This is a genomic window from Mycolicibacter algericus DSM 45454, assembly GCF_002086455.1.
In the GTDB taxonomy this organism is placed as follows: Bacteria; Actinomycetota; Actinomycetes; order Mycobacteriales; family Mycobacteriaceae; genus Mycobacterium; species Mycobacterium algericum.
Window position 1 is genome coordinate 89,749 of record NZ_MVHC01000011.1, and the last position, 22,894, is coordinate 112,642.

General features: G+C 68.7%; 22 protein-coding genes and 2 pseudogenes. 11 read left to right on the forward strand and 13 right to left on the reverse strand.

The window, feature by feature from the left end; translation table 11 throughout:
* Nucleotides 1-25: 25 nt before the first annotated feature.
* The 4 genes from BST10_RS12590 to BST10_RS12605 are packed head-to-tail and all read right to left on the reverse strand — an operon-like array spanning nucleotide 26 to nucleotide 3,238.
* A complete protein-coding gene (locus BST10_RS12590) occupies nucleotides 26-868 on the reverse strand; it encodes a Cof-type HAD-IIB family hydrolase (RefSeq protein WP_083038075.1) in 843 nt (280 codons plus the stop codon).
* Nucleotides 868-1,662 carry a lysophospholipid acyltransferase family protein gene (locus BST10_RS12595; RefSeq protein ID WP_083038077.1) on the reverse strand — a complete coding sequence of 265 codons (795 nt, stop codon included), beginning with the start codon at nucleotides 1,660-1,662 and terminating at the stop codon, nucleotides 868-870. Before BST10_RS12595 ends, BST10_RS12590 begins: the two co-directional genes overlap by 1 nt.
* A 6-nt stretch (nucleotides 1,663-1,668) precedes the next feature.
* The gene (locus BST10_RS12600; protein ID WP_083038079.1) at nucleotides 1,669-2,442 is read right to left on the reverse strand and encodes a lysophospholipid acyltransferase family protein; all 774 of its coding nucleotides are present in this window, start codon (nucleotides 2,440-2,442) and stop codon (nucleotides 1,669-1,671) included.
* A gap of 7 nt (nucleotides 2,443-2,449) precedes the next feature.
* Nucleotides 2,450-3,238, reverse strand: coding sequence for a lysophospholipid acyltransferase family protein (locus BST10_RS12605; RefSeq protein WP_083038081.1), 789 nt, complete (start codon nucleotides 3,236-3,238; stop codon nucleotides 2,450-2,452).
* A gap of 132 nt (nucleotides 3,239-3,370) precedes the next feature.
* On the opposite strand from BST10_RS12605, the gene BST10_RS12610 reads away from it, so the two are divergent.
* On the forward strand, nucleotides 3,371-4,924 hold the full coding sequence (locus tag BST10_RS12610; RefSeq protein WP_083038084.1) for an MBL fold metallo-hydrolase: 1,554 nt from the start codon (nucleotides 3,371-3,373) through the stop codon (nucleotides 4,922-4,924).
* Nucleotides 4,921-5,250: a hypothetical protein gene (locus tag BST10_RS12615; protein WP_083038086.1), complete on the forward strand. Its 330-nt coding sequence runs from the start codon at nucleotides 4,921-4,923 to the stop codon at nucleotides 5,248-5,250. Before BST10_RS12610 ends, BST10_RS12615 begins: the two co-directional genes overlap by 4 nt.
* Before the next feature lie 25 nt (nucleotides 5,251-5,275).
* Here the strand turns inward: BST10_RS12615 and BST10_RS12620 are convergent, their stop codons facing one another.
* Nucleotides 5,276-6,838 carry a phytoene desaturase family protein gene (locus BST10_RS12620; protein WP_083038114.1) on the reverse strand — a complete coding sequence of 521 codons (1,563 nt, stop codon included), beginning with the start codon at nucleotides 6,836-6,838 and terminating at the stop codon, nucleotides 5,276-5,278.
* A gap of 67 nt (nucleotides 6,839-6,905) precedes the next feature.
* Entirely contained in the window at nucleotides 6,906-7,484 is a 579-nt protein-coding gene (locus tag BST10_RS12625) for a TetR/AcrR family transcriptional regulator (RefSeq protein WP_083038089.1), read from the reverse strand.
* A gap of 81 nt (nucleotides 7,485-7,565) precedes the next feature.
* Between BST10_RS12625 and BST10_RS12630 the strand changes: the two genes are divergently transcribed.
* Nucleotides 7,566-8,039, forward strand: coding sequence for a DUF2834 domain-containing protein (locus BST10_RS12630; RefSeq protein ID WP_083038091.1), 474 nt, complete (start codon nucleotides 7,566-7,568; stop codon nucleotides 8,037-8,039).
* A 59-nt stretch (nucleotides 8,040-8,098) separates the two neighbouring features.
* A complete protein-coding gene (locus tag BST10_RS12635; protein ID WP_083038093.1) occupies nucleotides 8,099-8,659 on the forward strand; it encodes a TetR/AcrR family transcriptional regulator in 561 nt (186 codons plus the stop codon).
* Between the two features lie 6 nt (nucleotides 8,660-8,665).
* Here BST10_RS12635 and BST10_RS12640 read toward each other — a convergent pair whose 3' ends face one another.
* Nucleotides 8,666-11,566: an MMPL/RND family transporter gene (locus BST10_RS12640; RefSeq protein ID WP_083038095.1), complete on the reverse strand. Its 2,901-nt coding sequence runs from the start codon at nucleotides 11,564-11,566 to the stop codon at nucleotides 8,666-8,668.
* Nucleotides 11,563-11,988, reverse strand: a complete 426-nt coding sequence (locus tag BST10_RS12645; protein ID WP_013831062.1) for an MmpS family transport accessory protein — start codon at nucleotides 11,986-11,988, stop codon at nucleotides 11,563-11,565. The genes BST10_RS12640 and BST10_RS12645 overlap by 4 nt, the downstream gene beginning before the upstream one ends.
* A gap of 174 nt (nucleotides 11,989-12,162) precedes the next feature.
* On the opposite strand from BST10_RS12645, the gene BST10_RS12650 reads away from it, so the two are divergent.
* Nucleotides 12,163-12,720, forward strand: a complete 558-nt coding sequence (locus BST10_RS12650; protein WP_083038097.1) for a TetR/AcrR family transcriptional regulator — start codon at nucleotides 12,163-12,165, stop codon at nucleotides 12,718-12,720.
* Nucleotides 12,721-12,732: 12 nt separating this feature from the next.
* Here the strand turns inward: BST10_RS12650 and serS are convergent, their stop codons facing one another.
* Nucleotides 12,733-13,995, reverse strand: a complete 1,263-nt coding sequence (serS, locus tag BST10_RS12655) for a serine--tRNA ligase (RefSeq protein WP_083038099.1) — start codon at nucleotides 13,993-13,995, stop codon at nucleotides 12,733-12,735.
* Between the two features lie 83 nt (nucleotides 13,996-14,078).
* On the opposite strand from serS, the pseudogene BST10_RS12660 reads away from it, so the two are divergent.
* The 3 genes and pseudogenes from BST10_RS12660 to BST10_RS12670 form a co-directional block, all read left to right on the forward strand.
* A pseudogene (locus BST10_RS12660) lies at nucleotides 14,079-15,176 on the forward strand (septum formation family protein); the annotation flags it as partial.
* Between the two features lie 17 nt (nucleotides 15,177-15,193).
* Entirely contained in the window at nucleotides 15,194-15,544 is a 351-nt protein-coding gene (locus BST10_RS12665; protein WP_041319136.1) for a metallopeptidase family protein, read from the forward strand.
* Nucleotides 15,545-15,603: 59 nt separating this feature from the next.
* Nucleotides 15,604-15,792 (forward strand): hypothetical protein, encoded by a 189-nt coding sequence (locus BST10_RS12670; RefSeq protein WP_013831067.1) that lies wholly within the window; start codon nucleotides 15,604-15,606, stop codon nucleotides 15,790-15,792.
* A 7-nt stretch (nucleotides 15,793-15,799) separates the two neighbouring features.
* Here BST10_RS12670 and BST10_RS12675 read toward each other — a convergent pair whose 3' ends face one another.
* A complete protein-coding gene (locus BST10_RS12675) occupies nucleotides 15,800-16,489 on the reverse strand; it encodes a histidine phosphatase family protein (protein WP_013831068.1) in 690 nt (229 codons plus the stop codon).
* A complete protein-coding gene (gene pheA / locus BST10_RS12680; protein ID WP_083038103.1) occupies nucleotides 16,486-17,361 on the reverse strand; it encodes a prephenate dehydratase in 876 nt (291 codons plus the stop codon). Before pheA ends, BST10_RS12675 begins: the two co-directional genes overlap by 4 nt.
* 135 nt (nucleotides 17,362-17,496) lie before the next feature.
* On the opposite strand from pheA, the gene BST10_RS12685 reads away from it, so the two are divergent.
* The gene (locus BST10_RS12685; protein WP_083038105.1) at nucleotides 17,497-18,315 is read left to right on the forward strand and encodes a DUF2470 domain-containing protein; all 819 of its coding nucleotides are present in this window, start codon (nucleotides 17,497-17,499) and stop codon (nucleotides 18,313-18,315) included.
* An 18-nt stretch (nucleotides 18,316-18,333) separates the two neighbouring features.
* Nucleotides 18,334-19,086, forward strand: a complete 753-nt coding sequence (locus BST10_RS12690) for a CPBP family intramembrane glutamic endopeptidase (RefSeq protein ID WP_083038107.1) — start codon at nucleotides 18,334-18,336, stop codon at nucleotides 19,084-19,086.
* 112 nt (nucleotides 19,087-19,198) lie between these two features.
* On the opposite strand, the gene BST10_RS24180 is transcribed toward BST10_RS12690, so the two are convergent.
* On the reverse strand, nucleotides 19,199-21,478 hold the full coding sequence (locus tag BST10_RS24180) for a cellulase family glycosylhydrolase (RefSeq protein ID WP_109559496.1): 2,280 nt from the start codon (nucleotides 21,476-21,478) through the stop codon (nucleotides 19,199-19,201).
* Nucleotides 21,479-21,670: 192 nt separating this feature from the next.
* Nucleotides 21,671-22,372 (reverse strand): DUF1275 family protein, encoded by a 702-nt coding sequence (locus tag BST10_RS12700; protein WP_083038117.1) that lies wholly within the window; start codon nucleotides 22,370-22,372, stop codon nucleotides 21,671-21,673.
* Nucleotides 22,373-22,787: 415 nt separating this feature from the next.
* Between BST10_RS12700 and BST10_RS24285 the strand changes: the two are divergent.
* A pseudogene (locus BST10_RS24285) lies at nucleotides 22,788-22,894 on the forward strand (osmotically inducible protein OsmC); the annotation flags it as partial.

The window sequence follows — 22,894 nt, forward strand, 5'->3', positions numbered from 1 at the left end:
ACTGCGAGAAAGCCGCGCCGCGGCGTCAACCGGGGAAAATCCGTTCCAGCACCCGCGCCAGGCCGTCCTCGGTGTTGGGCGCGGTGATCTCCGCGGCGGCCGCCAGCACCTCCGGATGAGCGTTGCCCATCGCCACGCCGTGGCCCGCCTGCACCAGCATCGGCAGATCGTTGGGCATGTCCCCGAACGCCACCACCTGCTCGATGCCGATCCCCAGCGGCGTGATCAGTTCCTCGATGCCGCTGGCCTTCGTGATGCCCGCCGGCACCACCTCCACCAGCCCGTTGTTGGTGGAATAGGTCAACTCCGCGGCGCTGCCGATGTGGTCCGCCAACTCCGCCACCATGTCGGCGCTGGCGGCGCCCGCCTTGCGGACCAGCAACTTGATCGCCGGCCGCGACAGCAGATCCTGCAGGGACACCTCGGTGTTGTCCGGGTTGAGCCAGGCGTGTTCGTAGCCCGGCGAGCTGACGAACTGCGGCGTCACCGCATCGTGCGCACGCTCACCGATGCGCTCCACCGCCAGGCCGGCGCCGGGGATGACGCGGTAGACGACCTCGGCCAGTTTGACCAGGCTGTCCACCGACAGCGTCCGCGCCGAGATCACCCGGTCGGTGTTCGGGTCGTAGAGCACCGCCCCGTTCGCACAGACCGCCAGCGGCGCGAACCCGAGCGCATCGACGACCGGTGCGATCCAGCGCGGCGGGCGCCCGGTCGCCAAAATGAAGCCGGCGCCGGCGTCGATGGCCGCATGCACCGCCGCCCGGGTGCGCTCGGTGATGTTCTCGGCGTTGTCGAGCAGGGTGCCGTCGACGTCACTGGCGATCAGCGCGGGGATCGGGTGCTGCGGCAGCGCCGGCCGTGTCATCAATGCCGCCCCCGGCCGGCCAGCGCCCGCCGCAGCCGGCCACCGTGCGGCTGCGCCATGCGTTGGCGGTCGCGCTCGGCCAGCTCGGCTTCGCGCATCGCCAGTGCTTCGGCAATGGTGGGAGCGCCGCCACCGAGCCGCCGCGGCACCCAGTACGCGCCGGCGGGGTGCGGATACTCCAGTTGCGCCTGTTCAAGCATCGCGGCCATCGTGCCACGCAGCTCGGCGGTGGTCGCCTCGGCATCGCCGGAGGCGGCCATCGGCTCACCGATTTTCACCAGCACCGGAACGTGGTTGCGCCACAGCTGCTTCGGGTGGTCCTTGGTCCAGACCCGGTGGATGCCCCAGACGATCACCGGGATGAGCGGGACACCGGCCGCTTGGGCCATCCGCGCGGCGCCGGACTTGAACTCACGCAGTTCGAAGCTGCGGCTGATGGTGGCCTCCGGGTGCAGCCCGACCAGCTCGCCCTCGCGCAGCCGCTGTACCGCCACGTCGTAGGCGCCTGCGCCCGCGGAACGGTCGACCGGGATCAGCTTGATGTGCTTGATGACGTAGCCGATCACCGGCACCTCGGTCATCTCGGACTTGATCATGAACCGCAGCCGCCGGTTCCGCCGCAGCGCCGCGATCGAGGCCGGATACCAGTCCAGGTAACTGGTGTGGTTGAGGGTCAGCACCGCACCGCCGCATTCGGGAACGTTCTCCAGCCCCTCGAACGTCGGATGCGGCCCGTTGGCCCTGACCAGCGGCGGGATGACCATCTCCAGGGTTCGGAACAGTGGTTCGGCCATGCGCTACTACTCCGTGCTCGATGCGTCCGGTCGGCCCTGACCCGCCCCTTTGCGCATCCGTTCAGCCAGCTCCCGCTCATCGAGAACCCTAGCCTCCTGCGGAGTGGGCGCACTGCCGCCCAGTCGTCGCGGCACCCAGTATTCACCCGCCGGGTGCGGATACTCCCGTTGTGCCCGGTCCAGCATCGGCACCATCGCCGCGCGGAGCCGGGCGCTGAGGGTGGCCGCGTCGCCTGCCGGGGCCAGCGGCGGGCCCACCAGGACGGTAATCGGTATCTTGCTGGCGACCAGCCGCGCCCTCGGGTGATCCTTGGTCCACAACCGGTGAGCGCCCCACACGATCAGCGGGACGATCGGCACCTGCGCGTCGAGGGCCATCCGGGCGGCCCCGGACTTGAAGTCTTTCAGCTCGAAGCTGCGGCTGATGGTCGCCTCCGGGTACACCCCGACCACCTCGCCGGAGCGCAGCGCGGCCACCGCATGCCGGTAGGCGTGCGACCCGGCGCCCCGATCGACCGGGATGGTCCCGGTGTGGTTGATCAGGTAATTCACCACCTTCACCCGCTGCATCTCGGCTTTGATCATGAACCGCATCCGACGTTTCCGCCGATACACCGCCAGTGCCGCCGGCAGGAAGTCGACGTAGCCGGTGTGGTTGATGGCGATCACCGCGCCGCCGGTGGCCGGGATGTGTTCCAGGCCCTCGAAATCCAGTCGGGTGGCGGAGACCTTCACCATGGTCACCGCTGCCAGTTCCAGCGCACGAAAAACCGGCTGCATGCCAGGGCTACTCCGAGCCGCCCGTCGCGGTCGGGGGCTGCTGATTTCGGGCGTCGCGCTTCGCGGCCTTGCGGGCGGCCTCTTCAGCGTCGAGCCGCAGTGCCTCGGCGGGGGTCGGGGCACCGCCGCCGAGACGGTGCGGCACCCAATACGCCCCGGCCGGATGCTCGGGATACGCGTCCTGCACCTGCTCGAGCATGTGTTGCATGCGGGTTTGCAGCAGTGCCCGCAGATCCTCGACCGGCAGCGTCGGCGGTATCGGCTCGCCGATCGCCACCGAGATCGGCACCTTGGTGCGCCCCAGCCGCTTGGGGTGATCCTTGGTCCAGATCCGCTGGGCGCCCCAGACGATGTGCGGGATGATCGGCACCTGCGCCTCGACCGCCATCCGGGCGGCGCCGCTCTTGAACTCCTTGAGCTCGAAGCTGCGGCTGATGGTCGCCTCCGGGTACACCCCGACCAGCTCGCCGGCCTTGAGGTACTCGACGGCGGCGGCGTAGGCGTCCGCTCCCTGGCCGCGGTCCACCGCGATGTGCCGGCAGCCGCGCATGACCGGGCCGACGAACCGGTTGTCGAACATCTCCTTCTTGACCATGAACCGCAACCGCCGGCGCGGCTTGCCCAGGTAGGCGGCCAGCCCGGCGAACGTGAAGTCGAGGTAGCCGGTGTGGTTGATCGCCACCACGGCGCCGCCACTGGGGGGGACGTGCTCCGCACCGGTGACGGTGATCTTCACACCCTGAAAGCGCCACAACGTGCGCGCAACGGTAGCGACACTCCCGTACCACGGCTCCACAGTCGTCCAGCCTAGGTCATACGGCGGCCCGCTTCGTCCGGCTCCGCCGCGGTTGCGATCGCCTGGGCGATGCCGGCGGGCGTGCCGCCGTTAAGCTCGGGAGGTATCGGTTACAGCGTCGGGAAGGTGCAAGTGCGGGTCACCAGCGTCGGACACGCCGGCTTCCGGATCGACACCGCCGCGGGGAGCATTCTGTGCGATCCGTGGGTGAACCCGGCCTACTTCGCGTCGTGGTTCCCGTTTCCCGACAACTCCGCGCTGGACTGGGACGCCCTGGGCGACTGCGACTACCTCTACATCTCGCACCTGCACCACGACCACTTCGACCCGCGCCACCTGGCGGCCCACGTCAACAAGGATGCGACGGTGCTGCTGCCCGACTATCCGGTGCCGGACCTGCGCCGGGAGTTGGAGGCGCTGGGTTTTCACCGGTTCTTCGAGACCTCCGACTCGGTGCGGCACACCGTGACGGGCCCCAAGGGCGAGTTGGACGTGATGATCATCGCGCTGCGCGCCCCGGCCGACGGCCCGATCGGCGACTCGGGGCTGGTGGTCTGCGACGGGGTGACCACCGTCTTCAACATGAACGACTCGCGGCCGATCGACCTGGACGTGCTCGACGAGTTCGACGGCATCGACGTGCACCTGCTGCAGTACTCGGGGGCGATCTGGTACCCGATGGTCTACGACATGCCGGCCCGCGCGAAGCAGGCGTTCGGCACCCAGAAGCGGCAACGCCAGATGGACCGCGCCCGGCAGTACGTCGCCCACGTCGGCGCCCGATGGGTGGTGCCCTCGGCCGGCCCGCCGTGCTTTCTGGATTCCGAGCTGCGCCATCTCAACGACGATCACGGCGATCCGGCCAACATCTTCCCCGACCAGCTGGTGTTCCTGGATCAGCTGCGGCGCAACGGCCACGACGGCGGGCTGCTGATGGTTCCCGGCACCACGGCGGATTTCACCGGAGCGCAACTGGATTCGCTGACCCATCCGGCCGACGACGTCGAGACGATCTTCACAGCCGGCAAGGCGGCCTACATCGCCGCCTACGCCGATCGGATGGCGCCGGTGCTGGCCGCCGAGAAGGCGTCCTGGGCGCCGGCGGCCGGCCCGGCGATGCTCGAGGGGCTGCGCGCCCTGTTCGAGCCGATCATGGGCCGCAGCAACGAGATCTGCGACGGCATCGGTTATCCGGTCGAGCTGGTGCTCGACGGTCCCGGGCATACCGAGACGGTGGTGCTGGACTTTCCCAAACGCATGGTGCGCGAACCGGTTCCGGGCGAGAAGTTCCGGTACGGCTTCGCCATCCCACCCGAGCTGGTGCGCACCGTGCTGCGTGACGACGAACCCGACTGGGTCAACACCATCTTCTTGTCGACCCGGTTCAAGGCTTGGCGGGTCGGCGGCTACAACGAGTACCTCTACACGTTCTTCAAGTGCCTCACCACCGACCGGATCGTCTACGCCGACGGCTGGTTCGGCGAGAGCCACGACGACTCGGCGACCATCACCCTGGCCGGCTGGCAGATTCAGCGCCGCTGCCCCCATATGAAGGCCGACCTGTCGAAGTTCGGGGTGGTCGACGGCGAGACGCTGACCTGCAATCAGCACGGTTGGCAATGGGACCTGCGCACCGGGCGCTGCCTGACCGCCAAGGGGCACGAGTTGCGCTGCGAGAAGCTGTGACCGGCTCCTACGACGACGGATTGGTCGCCCTGGACGGCCGGGCGATCACGTTGCGCCGCTACCACTTTCCGTCCGGCACCTCGAAGGTGATCCCGTTGTCGGCGATCCGCGGCTATCGCGCCGAGCCGCTGGGCATGCTGACGCACCGGTTCCGGCTGTGGGGCAGTTCGGACCTGCGGCGCTGGCTGCCGCTGGACGTCAAGCGGCCGTTGCGCAGCACGCTGATCACCCTGGATCTCGCCGACGCCGGCTGGCCGCAGCCGGCGTTCACCCCGGTGGATCCGACGGCGTTCCAGGAGCTGCTCGACGAACTGCTGGCCGGCTGAAGGGTATTTCGCGTCCAGCGTGCGCTCAACGGTCGGCCAGCACCGCGTGCGCGGCGTTGTAGCCGGGAATGAAGGTGATGCCGGGGCCGCCGTGACAGCCGGCGCTGCCCAGGTACAGCCCGTCGACCAGCGGTTGCCCCAGGAAGCCGCGGGCGCCGGGCCGGTTGGGCCCGATCTGGTCCGGGTTCAGCAGGCCGTGGCAGTAATCCCCGCCGGGGGCGCCGAACATGGTGCCCATATGGCGCGGGGTGAAGGTGGTGTGCCGGCTGATGCTGCGCTCGAAATTCGGTGCGAGCCGGGTGATCTTGTCGATCACCCGCTGACCCATCTCGACCTTCATCTCGCCATAGTTGCCATCACCCTCGATCGGGAACCACAGCGCGAACGCCGACGCGGCGTGCTTGCCCGGCGGGGCCAGATCGGGGTCGTGCAGCGACGGGATCTGCAATACGACGGTCGGATCGGCCGGCACGACGCCGCGCCGCGCATCCTCCCACTGCTGCTGCACTTCCTCGGGCGTGCAGAAGATCCCCAGCGAGGCCTGCATGGCGGGGTCGTTGAGCGCCTGGTAAGGCGGGGCGAACTCCGGGGCTTCGTCGAGGGCGAAATGCATCTGCAGGTACGAGCCGCGGTGATCGGTGCGCGCGTAGCGGGCGCGGACGTCGTCGGTCACGGCGGCCGAGTCGAGGAGCCCGGTGACGGTGGCGTCGGGGGCGATGGCCGAGACCACCGCCGGGGCGCTCAGCGTGTCGCCGGCTTCGGTACGCACGCCGGACACCGCCCCATCGCCAACAAGGATCTCGGCCACCTTGCTGCGCAGCCGCAGCTCACCGCCCAACCCGGTGAAGGTGTCGCACAAGTGCCGGGTGAGCGCCCCGATCCCGCCGCGCAGCTTCTTCATCAGCACGGTGTTCTCGTCGGGAACGCCGAGTCCGTAGGCCAGCGCGGCGGCGCTGCCGGGCGTGGCCGGCCCGCGGTAGAGCGTGTTGACGGCCAGCACCGTGAACGATCCGCGCAGTGCGGCGTGCTTCTCCCGGTCGGGCAGGTAACGGTCGAGCACGTCGGTGACCGAGCCGAACAGCATGTCGTCGATCGCCGAGCGCTCGAATTCATTTGTGGCGCAGGCATACATCTCATCAAGTGATTTCGGCGGACGGCCGGCCTCGAAGCGGCCCAGCGCCCGGGTGGGGGCCTGGCTCCAGGCCAGCAGGCCCGCCATGCCGTTGACCGCATCGGCGCCGTGCACCTCGGACAGGTGGGTGAACAGCTTCATCGGGTCGGTGTACTGGACCAGCGGGTCGTCGCCGACACCGCGCAGCGCCACCGACATCACCTCGAGGTCGATGCTGTCCAGGGCATCGAGACCCAGCTCGGCACTGACCGCGGCCGACGTCGGGAACTGCACCGAACCGGCGATCTCGAACCGATAGCCGTCGAACAGCTCCACCGTCGAGGCCATCCCGCCGGGGTAACGCCCGGCCTCCAAACACAGCGTGCGCAGGCCGGCGCGCTGCAGGATGAGCGCCGCCGCCAGCCCGTTGTGCCCGGCGCCTATGACGATCGCGTCGTAATCGGCCTTGAAACTCACCCGCGCACCCGCCTTCCGTTGCGCCGAGGCTGACACGGCGGGCGAGGTTTTGTCAATATTGACGTAACTAGCGGTTGGCCAGCGAATCCAGTGCGGTCCGGCACATCCGGGCCAGCTCAGCCAACGAGCGATCCTCGTCGAGCATCCAGACCTCCATCGCGGCGAACACCGCCGCGGCGATGCAGCGAGCCGTCACCGCGATCCGCAGCGGGTCAGCGGGCCCCTGGGTAGCCCGCAACCGCTCGGCCACCGCGTCGGCGAAGTCGGCCTCGACCTGCCGGATGTGCCGCACGATCCGCTCGGGGTCGAGTTCCTCGGCGCGCAGCGCGGCGATACGGGTCACCGCCTCAACGTCATAGGGGAAGGCGAAGATCGCGGCCTGCACCGACTCGACCATCGGCTCGCCCGGAGGCCGGTCCGCCAGTGCGCTGCGGAACCACTGCAGGCCGGCGTCGTAGTCGGCGAACAGCAGGTCGTGCTTGGAGGTGAAGTGCCGATAGAAGGTGCGCAGCGAGACGCCGGCGTCGGCGGCGATCTGCTCGGCGGAGGTGTCCTCGACGCCCTGGGCCAGGAATCGCACCAGCGCGGCCTGACGCAGTGCTTCGCGGGTGCGTTCGCTGCGCGCGGTCTGCGGCGCTCGGGGCATGCGGCTAAACGTACCGCAGCGCCCGGCACGTCCAGAATGACAATATTGACAAAACTCGCGAGTCGTGGTGACACTGAGCGCATGATCTCGCTCCTCGTGCATGCAGTGCTGGGCCTGGCGACCGTCGGCTGGATCGTGGCGGCCAACCGCGCGGTCTTCGCGAAACCGCCTCAGGGCGGACAGTTCTCGCCGATGGAGGTGGTGTACTACGTGATCGGCATCGCCTCGATCGGGCTGGGCTGGTACTTCAACATCCGCTTCGTCAACGAGTACGCCGGCGGCCCCAACCACAACCCGATCTGGGGGCCGGGCAGCTGGACCCAGTACATCCAGCTGATGTACACCAACCCGGCGGCCGGCTCGGCCAGCCAGGACTACACCATCATCAACGTCATTCTGCTGCCGCTGTTCACAGTCGTGGACGGCTACCGGCGGGGCCTACGGCACCCGTGGCTGTACTTCGTGTCGAGCTTGTTCACCAGTTGCGCGTTCGCCTACGCGTTCTACTTCGCGACCATGGAACGCCAGCGCCGCCACGCCACCGCAACCACGTAGCAGGCCCGCTCCGAAAACCCCAGCGCGCTAGGCTTGGCCGCGACGACGGGAGGGATGTCGTGGCCAAGCCGGTGGCGCCGCGCGGCTCCGCGCGGGAGCGAGTACTGCAGGCGGCATTGGACCTGTTCATGGAGCACAGCGTGGGCGGCACCTCGCTGCAGATGATCGCCGACCGGCTGGGCGTGAGCAAACCGGCCGTGTACTACCAATTCCGCTCCCGCGACGACATCGTGATGGCCCTGGTGGAACCGATGTTCGATGACATCGTGCGGGTGATCAAGATCGCCGAGGCGATGCCGACCGCGCAGGGCAAGCGCGACGTGACGGTCAGCGGCGTGGTCGAGCTGGCGGTGCGATACCGCCGGCTCACCTTCCTGTTCTACGACCGCGCCGTGGAATATGCGGTGCGCTCGCGCGAGGACTTCATGGCAACCCACGATGCGGCGGCGGCACTCCTGCAAGGCCCCTCCCCGACCGCCGAAGACCGCATCATCACGACCACACTGCTGGCCGGAACCTTCACCACCGCAGCCGATCCCGAACTCGAGGACATCGACGACGAGCAGCTGCACAGTATCCTGCTCGACACCGCACGGCGGATCATGGCGCCATTGACCTGAGGACGCTCACCACTTCCGGTGGGACCCGCCGCCGGATTCCACCAGCGCCTCATGCGGATCCCGTTGCAGCGGTGCGGGCCACGGTGACGGCGGCGGCCGCAGCCGCGGCACCTGCGGCCACCAGAACCACTTCCCGAGCAGCGTGGCGATCGCCGGCGTCATGAACGAGCGGATGATCAACGTGTCGAGCAGCAGCCCCATACCGATGGTGGTGCCGACCTGTCCGATGACCCGGAGTTCGCTCACCGCCATCGTCATCATGGTGAAGGCGAACACCAGTCCGGCGGCGGTCACCACCGACCCACTGCCACCCATGGCCCGGATCATGCCGGTGTGCAGCCCGGCGTGGATCTCCTCCCGCAGCCGCGACACCAGCAGCAGGTTGTAGTCGGCGCCGACGGCCAACAGGATGATCACCGCCATGGCCAGCACCATCCAGTGCACCGGCAGCCCGATGATGTGCTGCCACACCAACACCGACATACCGAAGGCGCCGGCCAGCGAGACCACCACGGTGCCCACGATCACCAGCGCGGCCACCACGGCACGGGTGATGATCAGCATGATGATGAAGATCAGGCACAGCGCCGCCACTCCGGCGATCATCAGGTCGTAATCGGAGCCCTCCTGCATGTCCTTGAACATCGCGGCGGTGCCGCCGACGTAGATCTTGGAGCCCTCCCACGGCGTGGTCTTGATCGCCTCCTTGGCCGCGAGCTTGATCGCGTCGATGTGCTCGATGCCGTCGGCGCTGAGCGGGTCGCCCTCGTGGGTGATGATGAACCGCACCCCGTGACCGTTGGGGGGGATGAACATCTTCATGCCGCGCTGGAATTCCTCGTTGTCGAAGATCTCCGGCGGCAGGTAGAAGGAGTCGTCGTTGCGGGCCTTGTCGAAGGCCTCCCCCATCGCGGCGGGATCCCCCTGAGCCTCCTCCTGCTGCTTGGCCAGTGCGCTCTGGGTGGCGTAGGTGGACTCCATCATGGCCTTGGCGTTCTTCATCATCTGGATCATCGGCGGCATCAACGCCAGCATCTGCGGCAGTTGCGCGGCCATCGCGTCCATGTCCGGAAGGATCCCCTTGAAGGCGTCGGTCATGGTGTCGACGCCGTCCATGGCATCGAAGACCGACCGCAGCGCATAACAGACCGGAATGTCGAAACAGTGCGGTTCCCAGTAGAAGTAGCTGCGCATCGGCCGGAAGAAGTCGTCGAAATTGGCGATTTTGTCGCGCAGTTCCTCGATGTCGGAGACCATCAAGTGCATCTTGCCGACCATGCGGCCCATGGTGGCGTTCATCTGCTCCATGAGTTCGATCATCTTGGTCATGGTGTCGATGTTGACCTGCATGTCCTCGGCCTGCGCCAGCATCTCGGCGGTGCGGTCTTCGTTGAACTTCCGGGTCATCTCCTGGCTCACCGACTGCATGCCGAGCAGATAGCCGAACGTGGAGTGCTCCATCGGAATGCCCTGCGGCCGGGTGATGGACATGACCCGGGAGATGCCGGGCACGGCGGTGACCCGCTTGGCGATTCGCTCGATGATCAAGAAGTCGGCCGAGTTGCGTACGTCGTGGTCGGTTTCGATCATCAGCATCTCGGGGTTCATCCGCGCCGAGGGGAAATGCCGGTCGGAGGCCAGGAAGCCCTGGTTGGCGGGCAGGTCGGCCGGCATGTAGGCGCGGTCGTTGTAACCCGGCTCATAACCGGGCAGTGCCAGGATGCCGACCATGGCGACCGCGGTAGCGGCGATCAGCACCGGCCCGGGCCAACGGCTCACGGCCGCACCGATTTTGCGCCAGCCTCGGCCCTGGCTGGCCCGCTTGGGTTCCAGCAGCGTCCCGAACCGGCCGGCCACCGAGATGACGGCAGACCCCATCGTCAGTGAGGTGATGACGACGACCGTCATGCCGATACCCAGTGGGATACCCAACGACTGGAAGTACGGCAGCCGGGTGAAGTGCAGGCACATGGTGGCCCCCGCGATCGTCATCCCCGAGCCCAGCACCACATGCGCGGTGCTGCGAAACATGGTGTAGTAGGCGCTTTCCCGGTCCTCGCCGGCAGCGCGAGCCTGCTGGTACCTGCCGATCAGGAAGATCGCGTAATCGGTGGCGGCCGCGATCGCCAGCGTCACCAGCAAGCTGGTCGCGAACGGCGAAAGCCCGATCAGCCCGTGATAGCCCAGGAACGCGACGATGCCGCGGGCCGACATCAGACCGGTCACCACCATCGACAGCGCCAGCAGCACGGTGGTGATGGATCGGTACACCAGCAGCATCATGGTGATGATCACCACGAACGTCAGGCCCTCGATCACGTGCATGCTGCGGGTGCCGGCCTTGTCCTGATCGGCCGCCAGCGCGGCACCACCGGTCACATAGGCGGTGACGCCCGGCGGCGCCGTCACACTGTCGACCACCTGCTGTACGGCCTTGACCGACTCATTGGCCAACGCCTCGCCCTGGTTGCCGGCGGTGTAGATCTGCACGTATGCGGCCTTGCCGTCGGGGCTCTGCGCCCCGGCGGCGGTCAGGCGATCGCCCCAGAAGTCCTGGATGTGTTCGACGTGGACGGTGTCGGTCTTGAGCTTGGCGATGATCTCGTCGTAGTAGTGATGAGCGTCGGCGCCCAGCGGTTCGTCGCCCTCGAGCACCAGCATGACCGAGCTGTTGGAGCTGAACTCTTCGAACAGCTGGCCCTGACGTTTGACCGCGATCATCGACGGCGCCTCCTCAGGCGTCATCTGCACGGCGGCCGTCTCGGCGACCTGCTCCAACTGCGGAACGGTCGCGTTCGCCAGGACGATGATCCCGATCCAGCCGAGCATGATCGGGATGGCCAGGCGCCGAATCCATTTGGCGATCCGACCGCGCTCGGCGGCATGCGGGTTCGGCCGCGCGCTCATGCGGCTTTGACCAGACAGAAGGTCATGGCGCTGGCGCCGGTGGCGGTTCGTTCGTCCTTGAGTTCGTCGTCGATGCTGATGCGGCACCCCAGCGTGGAGCCCTTGCCCTGCGCATACAGGTTGGGCGACACCGCCGACAAGGTGGTGCTCAACGTCACCGCCCACGGCAACACCGCGTCGTCGACGCGCTGCGGCCTGCTGTCGAGATCGAGGTAGCTGATGTCGGCGGTCGCACCGGGCTCGCCGAAGACCTCGTAGGTGACGACTTTCGGGTTGTAGGGCTTGGTGTCGTCGACCTTGGTGCTGATCAGGCTGGAATCCTCACCGCCGAAGAAGGTGCGCAGCCGCAGCACGGTCAGCGTGCCGAGCACCAGCACCACCACGATGAGCAGTGGCAGCCAGCCGCGCTTCAGCGCTTGCATCGGGCGCGTTCCGCCGACTCGTGGACCTGTGGTTTCAGCATCGGCGACGCTCCCTCCCCTGGCCTGCAGTCTTAATCGTCGAAGGTGAAGTTATACGAACAGTAAAGTAGATTCAAGCGAGTAGTTAGTTCAATTGGCCGGTGTGGCTCACTCTGGGTGGCCGGGAGGTACGCGGTGGCGAAGACGTTGGCTCCGCGCGGTTTCGCACGAGACCGCGTGCTCGACGCGGCGCAGGCGCTGTTCGCCGAACACGGGGTCAGCGGCACGACCCTGCAGATGATCGCCGACCGCCTGGGCGTCAACAAGTCGGCGGTGTACTACCAGTTCCACTCCAAGGACGACATCGTCGTCGCCGTCTTCCGTCCAGTGTTCGACGACATCGCCCGGGTCGTCAATATCGCCGAGGCGATCCAGTCCCGCGAGGTTCAGCGCGAGGCCACCATCAGCGGCCTCATCGAGCTGGCGGTCCGCCATCGCCGCACCACCGCCCTGGCCCATACCGACCCGGCCGTGGTGGGCGTGGTCGAGGCCACCGGGGAATTCCGGGACGCCTCCCGACGCCTGCAGGCAATCCTGGCCGGACCTGAGCCCGACCCCGCGACGCTCATCGCGATCGCCATGCTGGTTCCCGGCATCCTCGGGGCGGCCGCCGACCCCACGGTCGCCGATGTCGCCAACGACGAGCTGCACCGGATGCTGCTGGACTGCTCGCGCCGGCTCTTCACCGCCTGACGCCGACGCCGGTCAGGAGCCGGACGGCTCCAACACCTCCACGCCGACGTAGGGCACCAGCGCCGCCGGCACCCGCACGCTGCCGTCGGGCTGCTGGTGGTTCTCCAGGATCGCCACCAGCCACCGGGTGGTGGCCAGCGTGCCGTTCAACGTCGCGGCCGTCTGCGGCTTGCCGTTGTCGTCGCGGTAGCGGGTGGCCAGCCGGCGCGCCTGGAACGTCGTGCAGTTCGACGTCGAGGTCAGCTCCCGGTAGGTGCCCTGCGACGGCACCCAGGCCTCGCAGTCGAACTTGCGCGCGGCCGACGAGCCGAGATCGCCCGCGGCGACGTCGATCACCCGGTAGGGCACCTCGATGCGGCCCAGCATCTCGCGCTGCCAGCCCAGCAACCGCTCATGTTCCGCCTCGGCCTCGGCGGGCCGGCAGTAGACGAACGCCTCGACCTTGTCGAATTGATGCACCCGGATGATGCCGCGGGTGTCCTTGCCGTAGCTGCCGGCCTCCCGGCGGAAACACGATGACCACCCCGCATAGCGCAGCGGCCCCCCGGACAGGTCCAGGATCTCGTCGGCGTGGTAGCCGGCCAGCGGCACCTCGGAGGTGCCGACCAGGTACAGCTCGTCGGCCTCGAGCCGGTACACCTCCTCGGCGTGCGCGCCGAGAAACCCGGTGCCCGACATGATCTCGGGCCGCACTAGCGCAGGGGTGATCATCGGCGTGAATCCGTTCTCAACCGCCAGCCGCAGCGCCAACTGCAGCAGGCCCAGCTGCAGCAGCGCCCCGGCGCCGGTCAGGAAGTAGAACCGCGACCCGGAGACCTTGGCGCCGCGGCCCATGTCGATCACGCCCAGCAACTCGCCGAGCTCCAGATGGTCCCGAGGGTTCTCGATCGCCGGCGGCTCACCGACCACGTCGAGCACCGTGTAGTCGTCCACCCCGCCGGCGGGCACCCCGTCGATGACGACGTTGGGAATCGCCAGGTGCGCGTCGCGCAACGTCGCCTCCGCCTCGGCCTGGGCGGCTTCGGCGGCCTTGACCTGCTCGGCCAGCTCCTTGGCCCGGGCCAGCAGCACGGGACGCTCCTCGGGCGACGCCGCGCCGACCGACCGGCTGGCCGCCTTCTGTTCGGCACGCATGGTGTCGGCCGCCGAGATCGCGGTGCGCCGAGCGGTGTCGGCAGCCAGCAGGGCATCCACCAGGGCCGGGTCCTCGCCGCGGCCCAGCTGGGAGCGGCGGACGCGGTCGGGGTCTTCACGCAGCAAGCTCAGGTCGATCACGGCGCAACCCTACAACCAGGCCCAGCCCGGTCAGCGGCATCACTTTCGCATCATTTGTCACGTGCTGGCGGCTGCCTGTCAGAATGGACCGGATGTCGAAGGCAGCCGACCAGGAAAATCCACCCGCCAAGCGGGTGTCTTGGCTGCGCACGCTACATGCCGCCGCAACCCGCCGCACCCTGCTGTTGACCGCGCTGGGCGGGCTGCTGATCGCCGGGCTGGTCACCGTTGTTCCGGTACTGGGCGAGGGGCCCGGCGGGCTGCTCGGCCATCTGAGCGCCGAGCCGCCACCCGGTGCGGGCGGCAAGGGCCCCGGGCCCGGCCTGGGGATCGGTGTCGGAAAGGGCAACGAGGCGATCGACCGCGCGGTCGCCGGCGACTGCCTGAACTGGCCGGAGGACGACCTGGACGGCGCGACGGTGGTCAGCTGTGCCGAGGAGCACAAGTTCGAGGTCGCCGGGCCGGTGGACATGAAGATGTTCCCCGGCGCCGAGTACGGCCCGGAGGCCCCGCCGCCGTCGACGGCCCGTATCGAGCAGATCACCCAGGAGCAGTGCGAGTCCTCGGTGCGCCGCTACCTCGGCGCGAAATTCGACCCGCACAGCAAGTTCGTCGCCAGCATGCTGTGGGCCGGCGAGCGGGCCTGGCGGCAGCATGGTGAGCGCCGAATGCTGTGCGGCCTGCAGCTTCCCGGCGTGGGTGGCCAACAGATCGCCTTCACCGGCAAGGTCGCCGACATCGACCAGTCCAAGGTCTGGCCGCCGGGCACCTGCCTGGGCATCGACCCGGCCACCAATCAGCCCAACGACGTTCCGGTGGACTGCGCCGCACCCCACACCAAAGAGGTCACCGGCACCGTCAATCTGGCGGAGCGGTTCCCCGACGCGCTGCCTCCCGAACCCGAGCAGGACGCGTTCATCAAGGAGACCTGCACCCGGCTCACCGATGCCTACCTGGCGCCGGTGCAGCTGCGCGACACCACGCTGACGCTGACCTACGCCACCATCTCCCTGCCGAGCTGGTCGGCGGGCAGCCGCGAGGTGGCGTGCAGCCTCGGCGCCACGCTGGGCAACGGCGGCTGGGCGGCCCTGCTCAACAGTGCTCGCGGGCCGCTGCTGATCAACGGCCAGCCCCCGGTGCCGCCGCCGTCGATTCCCGCGGAGCGGCTGAACCAATTGCCCGCTGGTAGCCAGCCGCGGTGAGTGTGCAGATGGACCCGCGCCGGTTCGACGAACTCGTCTCCGACGCGCTGGACCTGATTCCCGCCCAACTGGCCGCCGCCTTCGACAATGTCGTCATCCTGGTAGAGGGCCGCAACGACGAGGAGCCCGACCTGCTCGGGCTCTACGAAGGGGTGGCGCTGACCGAGCGGGACTCCAGTTACGCCGGGTCGCTGCCGGACACCATCACGATCTACCGCGACGCGCTGCTGGAGATGTGTGGCTCCGATGACGAGGTCGTCGAGGAGGTGCGGATCACCGTGATCCACGAGATCGCCCACCACTTCGGCATCGACGACGACCGGCTGCACGAACTCGGCTGGGGTTGAAGGGCGCGGCCGCGGCGCGGCGGAACGATGCTGTCGGCAGGCAGTGCTATGAACGACCCATGGATGACCACTGCCGAGCCTGCCGGGCGGGGCTGGAGCACTGCCACGGCACGCTCATCCACCATGTGCTGTACACCGCCGAGTGCACCGAGGACGGCTGTCCCGGCGAGCTGATGGCGCATTCGTTCGCGCTCGACTGCGAGGCGGTCGGCTGCCGCTGCGCCGAGGTCTACGCGCTGGCGATTTAGCGCTGGTCTAGCCCATCGGGTCGGTGTCGGAGCGCAGCGCGTCGCCGACCGGGTCGGCATCGGGTTCGGGATAGAACGGCGGCGTCAGCGAGCCCCACTGCACGCAACTCCACCGGCCGTCGGTGATCGGCGACAGCACCACCGCCTCGGCGTTGCCGAGGTGGTGGTCCAGCGCGAAGCTGCGGTCCACCCCCGCCAGTGTGGCGGCTGCCAGCCGGATCGCCGCGCCATGGCTGACCACGACGATGTCCCCGATCCAGTCGTCGTCGTCGAGGTAACGCATCCGCAGCTCGGTGACCACGGGCAGGTAGCGGTCCAGCACCTGCTCGGCGGTCTCGCCGCCGGGTAACGCGACGCTGGTCTCGCCGCAGTGCCACCGCTGATAGATCGCGTTGAACTCGGCGATCGCGTCGTCGTCGTTGCGGTTCTCCAGATGGCCGGCCTGCACCTCGTGAATGCCTTCGATGGCGCGGGCGGTCACGCCGAACGGTCCACTGACCTCCGCGGCGGTTTGGGCCGCGCGCACCGCCACCGAATGGGCGACCAACGCCGGACGGTGCAGACCGTTCCCGGCGAACGCCCGGGCCTGATCCCGGCCCAACGGCGTCAGTTCGGACCCGGGCGGCCGGGTGTCAAGCCGACGGTCGACGTTGCCGTACGACTGACCGTGCCGCAGCAGCACCAGCCGGCCGCTCATGTCCTCGCCTCCACTCCGCCGCACGGCTCGGCGGGCCAGGAGCCCAGGTACCGCACGTCGGCGCAGCTGCCACGCAGCGCCTGCAGCGCGGCCTCGACGGCGGGATCGTCGATGTGTCCCACAGCGTCCAGGAAGAACAGGTAGGTGCCCAGCTCGGTGCGCGTCGGGCGGGACTCGATCCGGGTCAGATCGATTCCGCGGCTGCCGAATTCGGTCAGCGCGGCCGCCAGGGCGCCCGGTGCGTTGTCCAGCCGCAGCACCACCGATGTCCGGTCGGCGCCGGTGCGCCGCGGCGGCGGCGCGGGCGCGCCCACCAGCACGAAGCGGGTCCGCGCGTTGGGTTCGTCGATGACACCGTCGGCCATCGTGACCAGCCCGCGCTGCTGCGCCGCCAGCGCGGTGCTCACCCCGGCGTCTGCCTGTCCGTCGCGGACTTGTTGGGCGGCAGCCGCATTGGAGTTCGCCGGCACGACATGGGCCCGCGGGAGGTGCTCGGCCAGCCAGCGTCGCACCTGGGAGCCGGCCACCGGGTGGGCGGCCACCGTGCGGATGTCACCGGGCGCCCGCCCCGGCGCCACCACGATCGAGAACGCGACATCGAGGGTGGTTTCGGCGAAGATCTGCAGCGGCGAGCCGACCGCGAGGCCGTCCAGGGTGGGCGTCACACCGCCCTCGATCGAATTCTCGATCGGCACGCAGGCGTACTCGGTGACGCCGGTACGCACGGCGTCCAGCGCGGCCGGGGTGGTCTCGGCCGGCACCGTTTGATGGTCTTGATGGCCACGGCCGGGAACCAATCCGGCGCCGGTCAACGCGAGCAGCGCCGCTTCGGTGAAGGTCCCCGCCGGGCCGAGATAGCTGATGCGGGTCACCGCTCAACCCTATCGGCCGCGGCGGTTCGGGGCGGTCGCCCCGAGCGCGGCGTGGAGAAGGAATCCGCGAAACGGTTGCGCCGGACCCGACCGTTAATTAAGTTAGGCTTACCTCACTTACGGAAAGGGTGATCGATGGCCACCACCACAGCGGTAACCGTCCCGACGTCCGCGGAGCGGATCCGCAGCGCCTGTGTCCGGGGCCAGGCACTGCTTGCGATCGCCGACTCCACCGACGCCGCGCCGGTCAACGCGCCGGTGTGCCAGCTGTTGCCGGACGGATCCATGGTGGTGGCGGTCCCCGTCGGCGATCCGGTCGCCGAGGCCGCCGGCACCGGGGTGGCGGCGATGCTGGAGCTGACCGACCACGCACCGCTACGGCTGCGTGAACGGGTCCGCGCGCTGGCGTGGATCCGCGGCCGACTGCTGACGGTCCCCGAGTCCGAGATCCCCGCACTGCTCGACCGTATCGCCGCGGTCAACCCCAATCCAGCTCTGCTGCAGGTGATCTCCCCGCGTTCGACGGCCCGGCCGTCCGCGGTCGCGGCCCCCACGGACGTCAGCTACGCACTGCTGCGGCTCACGCCGGACTCGGCGGTGCTGGCCGATGCGACGGGCGCCGAGTCGGTCGCCGTCGATGAGCTGCTGGCCGCCCGCCCCGACCCGTTCTGCGCGATCGAGGCGCACTGGCTGCAGCACCTGGATTCGGCGCACCCCGAACTGCTAGCCCGGCTGGCCACCACCAAGTTGCCGCCGCAACTGCGCCGCGGGCGGCCCCGCCCCCTCGCGGTAGACCGCTATGGGATGTGGCTGCGGATCGAGGCCGCCGATGGTGACCACGACGTGCGGCTGAGCTTCCCGCGTCCGGTCGAGGACGTACTGAGCCTGAACCGGGCGGTGCGCGCATTGATGGGCTGCCCGTTCCTCAACGGACTGCAGCCCCGTCGTCCGTAGCGGTTATACCGTGTCGGGGTGACCGAGCCGGCGGACCAGCGACGCGCACTGCGCCTGGAGGTCGCCGTGGTGCTGGCGGTCACCTTCGGGCTCAGCGCCGTCACCGCGATCCTGCAGCTCACCGACGCGGTGCTGCGCGACCTCAGCGCCCAGCGGATCCCGCTGAACCCGCGCCGATCGTACTTCGACTTCATCGACTTCGGCCTCAACGCGGCCTGGGCCGCGCAGCTGTTCGCCTGGGGCGCCCTGGCGCTGTATCTGTTGTGGCGCAGCGGCTACCGACCGGGGTGTATCGGGCTGGATCGGTTGCCCCGCCGCACCGATCTGGCCGGCGCCCTCGGACTGGCTGCCCTGATCGGGCTGCCCGGACTGGGCCTGTATCTGCTGGCGCGGACGCTGGGTCTCAACGCCGATGTCGTCCCCGCGGCGGTCGACGACACCTGGTGGCGCGCCCCCATGCTGATCGTGATCGCCTTCGCCAACGGCTTCGCCGAAGAGGTGATCGTCGTCGGCTACCTGCTGACCCGGTTGCGGCAGCTGCGGGTGCCCCCGACCGTGGCGCTGGCCGGGTCGGCGCTACTGCGCGGTGCCTATCACCTCTATCAGGGGTTCGGCGCGGGGCTGGGCAACGTCGCGATGGGTCTGGTGTTCGGCTACGCCTGGCAGCGCACCGGCCGGCTGTGGCCGCTGGTACTGGCCCACGGCCTGATCGACACCGTCGCCTTCGTCGGGTACTCGCTGTTCGCCGATCAGCTGGGCTGGCTGCGCTGACGCCCCGCTCCCCGCCCCTCGCTCCCCGCCCTCCCATCGCGAGATTGCAACCATGCAGGGAATTCGCGGCTTTTTCCTCCATGGTTGCAATCTCGGCGGGGGAAGATGCCGGCTATGCCCCCGCGACGCGCGTCACCGTGACGGTGACGGTGCCGGCACCGGCGACCGATTCGATCACCAGCACCGGAGCATTGTCCTCCGACGCCACCGTGCCGCCGGTGACGCTGACCTGGTAGCCGTTCGGGAACTGGATCTGCGGGATCGAGATCTGTGTCTCCGACCCGGCGCCGAAGCTGCCCGAGCCGTCGGCCATCGCCGTGGAGTAGCTGAACGAGAAGACGCCGTCTGCGAACGACCAGCTGTTCGGAACGCCGGCGATCACCTGCGGGTACGGCTGGGCCAGCGTCGCCACAACGGCCTCGTCGACGTTGTCCCCGGTCGGCGCCACGTTGGTGTTGTGCACCAGTGACCCCGCCTCGTTGGTGTAGCCCCAGTACAGCCACCCGAACTTGTGCGGGTCGATCGAGTTCAGCTGACTGGCGATGGTGTCGAGGTTGCGGGTGGCGCCGAACTCGGTGACCATCCCCGGGACGTCGTAGCGGTCGATGTAGTGCTGGGCGCCGCTCATCATCATCCCGTCCCACAGCGAGCAGCCGAAGGAGCTGCCACCACCCAGGGCGTCGAAGATGCAGTAGTCGTGGAACGCGAACACCGTGTTGTCGTCGTCGACCGGACCGATGTGGGTCACCGCGGTTGCGTTGCCGAACAGCACATTCGGCTCGTAGTACACCGTCGTGTTCGGGTCGACCGACCGGATCGCCGAGGTCACCTGGTCGTAGAACGGGGTCAGCGTCTCGCGGTCGAAGTGCGCGTTGCCGAGGAAGCTGCCCAGCCACGGGGTGCCCGGCCACGGCTCGTTCATGATCTCGTAGCCGGCGACACCCGGGGTACCGCCCAGGTAGTCGGCGACGGTCTGCCACATCCGGGAATAGTGGTTCAGCAGCCCGACGCCGTCCACTTTCTCGTTGGCCCAGAACGCATCCCAGGCCTGGTTCTGCGCGGGGTTGAGGGCGTAGCCGAACGGGAACGGTGCGCTGGTGTCGTTGTCGTCCGGGTTGAACATCGTCGCCCAGTCCGGTGCGCCGTTGCCGCCGATCTCCGAGCTGTAGAGATCCTGGTGCATGTCGAGGATGCTGACGATGCCGTGCGCCTTGAGGGTCTCGATGGTCTCCTTGACCGACTCCAGGTACTCCATGTCGTAGACCCCGGGCTGCGGTTCGATCTGCGCCCAGTAGATGCCCAGCCGCACCGCGGTGAAGCCGTTGGCGGCCAGGTACGCCGCATCGTCGTCGTCGAAGCCGTTGCCGCCGGGTGAGAACGGCGGCGACTTATACACCTGGTTGACGCCCTGCAGGATGACCACCCGGCCGTCGTGGTCGACGATCCAGTTGCCGGCGGTGGCGAGTTCGGCCGGGCCCCGCTCCGGGGCGTCGTCCAGCGTGCCGAAGTTGCCGACCGCGCCGTGCGTGCCGAAAGCGCCGGCGAGGCCGCCGGCCCCGCCCAGGCCGGGCAGATCACCCGGACCGTGGTAGACGCCGTTGCCGGCGTCGCCGCCGTCGCCGCCGCCGCCGAACCAGATCGAGCCGTTGCCGCCGTCGCCACCGTTGCCGCCGATGTGGGTGCCGTCGCCACCGTCGCCACCGACCCCGCCGACGCCCAGCGCCCATCCCCTGCCCAGACCACCGTCGCCACCGCTACCGCCGATCAGCCCGTCGCCACCGGAGCCGCCGGCGCCGCCGACACCCATGTACCAGCCGCCGGCCCCGCCGACGCCCCCGGCTCCGCCCTCGCCACCGGAGCCACCGGAGCCACCGTTGCCGAAGAACCCGGCCGCGCCACCGGCACCACCGACGCCGTTGACCTCGCTGTTGTCCCAGCCGGCCCCACCGTCACCGAACAACCAGCCGCCCGCTCCACCGGCGGCGGACTCCGCCGTGCCGGCCGTCCCGTCACCGATCATCAGGCCCAGCCCCAGCGCCCCGCTGAGCTGGTTCAGCCCGTCGACGACCGGCGCCATCCAGGAGCTGCCTACCAGGTCGTCGATACCGGTGTACAGCGGGGTGTAAACCCAGTCGTGCATCAACGCCGTGAGGTCCGGGGCGAACAGGCTCGGCTCCGCAGCTGCCGCGCCGGGCAGCACGCCATCGAAGTTCAGCTGCCCGAAGAACGCCTCCCACGACGCCGGGTCGAAGACCGCAGCCCAGTCCGTGCCGCCGGTGGCCTCATCGAGGAACGGCGCCCATGCCAGCTCGAACACGTCGTCGAAGCTGTCGGCGGCGGCCGCCGGCGCCGCGGCCAGCGGTGTCACGCCGAACGCCAGAAACGCCGCCACCGCCGCACCCAGACCGACAACACCACGGTTTAGCCTCCGACTGGGCGCACGAGTCATCGTGGGTAGACCTCTTTCCGCGACAGTGGCCGAACTGGCGCGTTCAACATAACAAGTTGATGGGAATACCGCTAACGTCACCTGAGAAAATGTGAGGTCCGGGTTTGGGTGCGACGTACCGGGTTTGGTTGCGACTTATTGGAAGATCTGACGACGGTCGGCGTAGAAGTAGGTGTATACGGTGGTCAGCGCGCAGATCAGGCTGGCGATCGCCAGCATGTAGGTACCGCCGGCGACCATACCGATAGCCCCACCGATCCCGGCGCCGAGCACGAAAAACCCGAACAGCAGAAAGTAGCCCAGCCAGGCGGTGATCTCGTCTACCCCGAGGAGGTGCCGCGCGATGCCCTGGCCCATCTTCACCAGGGTGCCGGTCACATAGCTCAGCGGGATCGACACCTCGCCCTTCTTGTCGATGAAGGTCGCGTTCAACGCGCCGATGCCGAACGTCATCAAGATGATCGGGAAGAACGGCAGCGGAAGCTCCGGTCCGCCGAGCAGGAACCCGTCCAGCAGCGTGGCGAGTACCAGCGCCAGCGTGGTCAATACCGTGGTGGAATGCGGTCGGGTCGGCCAGAAGTAGCGCCGGCACAGCGACGCGCTGATCACGCCGCCCACGAAGGCCACCAGCAGCAGGGCGGCCGAAACCGCAAGCCAGGGCGATGACGCGGCCCAGTCGTCCTCGGCGTAGTAGCCCATCACCGCGCGCTGCGCGTTGCCGGTCATGAAGGTGACGAAGTAGCCGGCGGAATGGGTGAACGCCGTAGCTCCCAGCAGTCCTGCCAGGCCGGCCAGAACCCAGGACAATTTCGTCTCGCTGTCGTACAGCTTGCGAATGCGTAGTTTGCCGGTGTCAGGCGATTCGGTGCGTTGCTCGCCAGCGCTTTCATCGGGCACCTGGGGGTTCCTTCCATCCATTTCGGATCGGTTCGCTGCCGTCGCGCTCGGCCTGAAACGGCCGTCACCAACCGGAGGCGAAATCAACTCCGGGTCCAGCAGGAATCGGGAAGGATCGACACACCGGGCTCGATGCCGATCCGTTCAGCTCGCGGTCCTTCCGTGGTCGGCGGGCTGTCGTCGATCCGGGTCGGCTCGACGTTGTTGTGTGGGTAAAACCATCGTCGGGGTGCGGACCGGTCGTCGCCAATGGTGTTTGTCACCCATTCGGGGGCGATTTTTTCGTGTAGACGCCACACCACGGCACGAGCCGCCGCGCAGGTCCCGAGTGCGTAGATTGGCCAGGTGAACGGCGATCGCGGACCCGGCGGCCCGGGGCGGTCCTGGCAGCGGCAGCAGCGGTGCGCTCGACGGGCTGCCGGTGACCTGGGCCGCCCGCACCGAGCAACCGGGCGGAAAGAC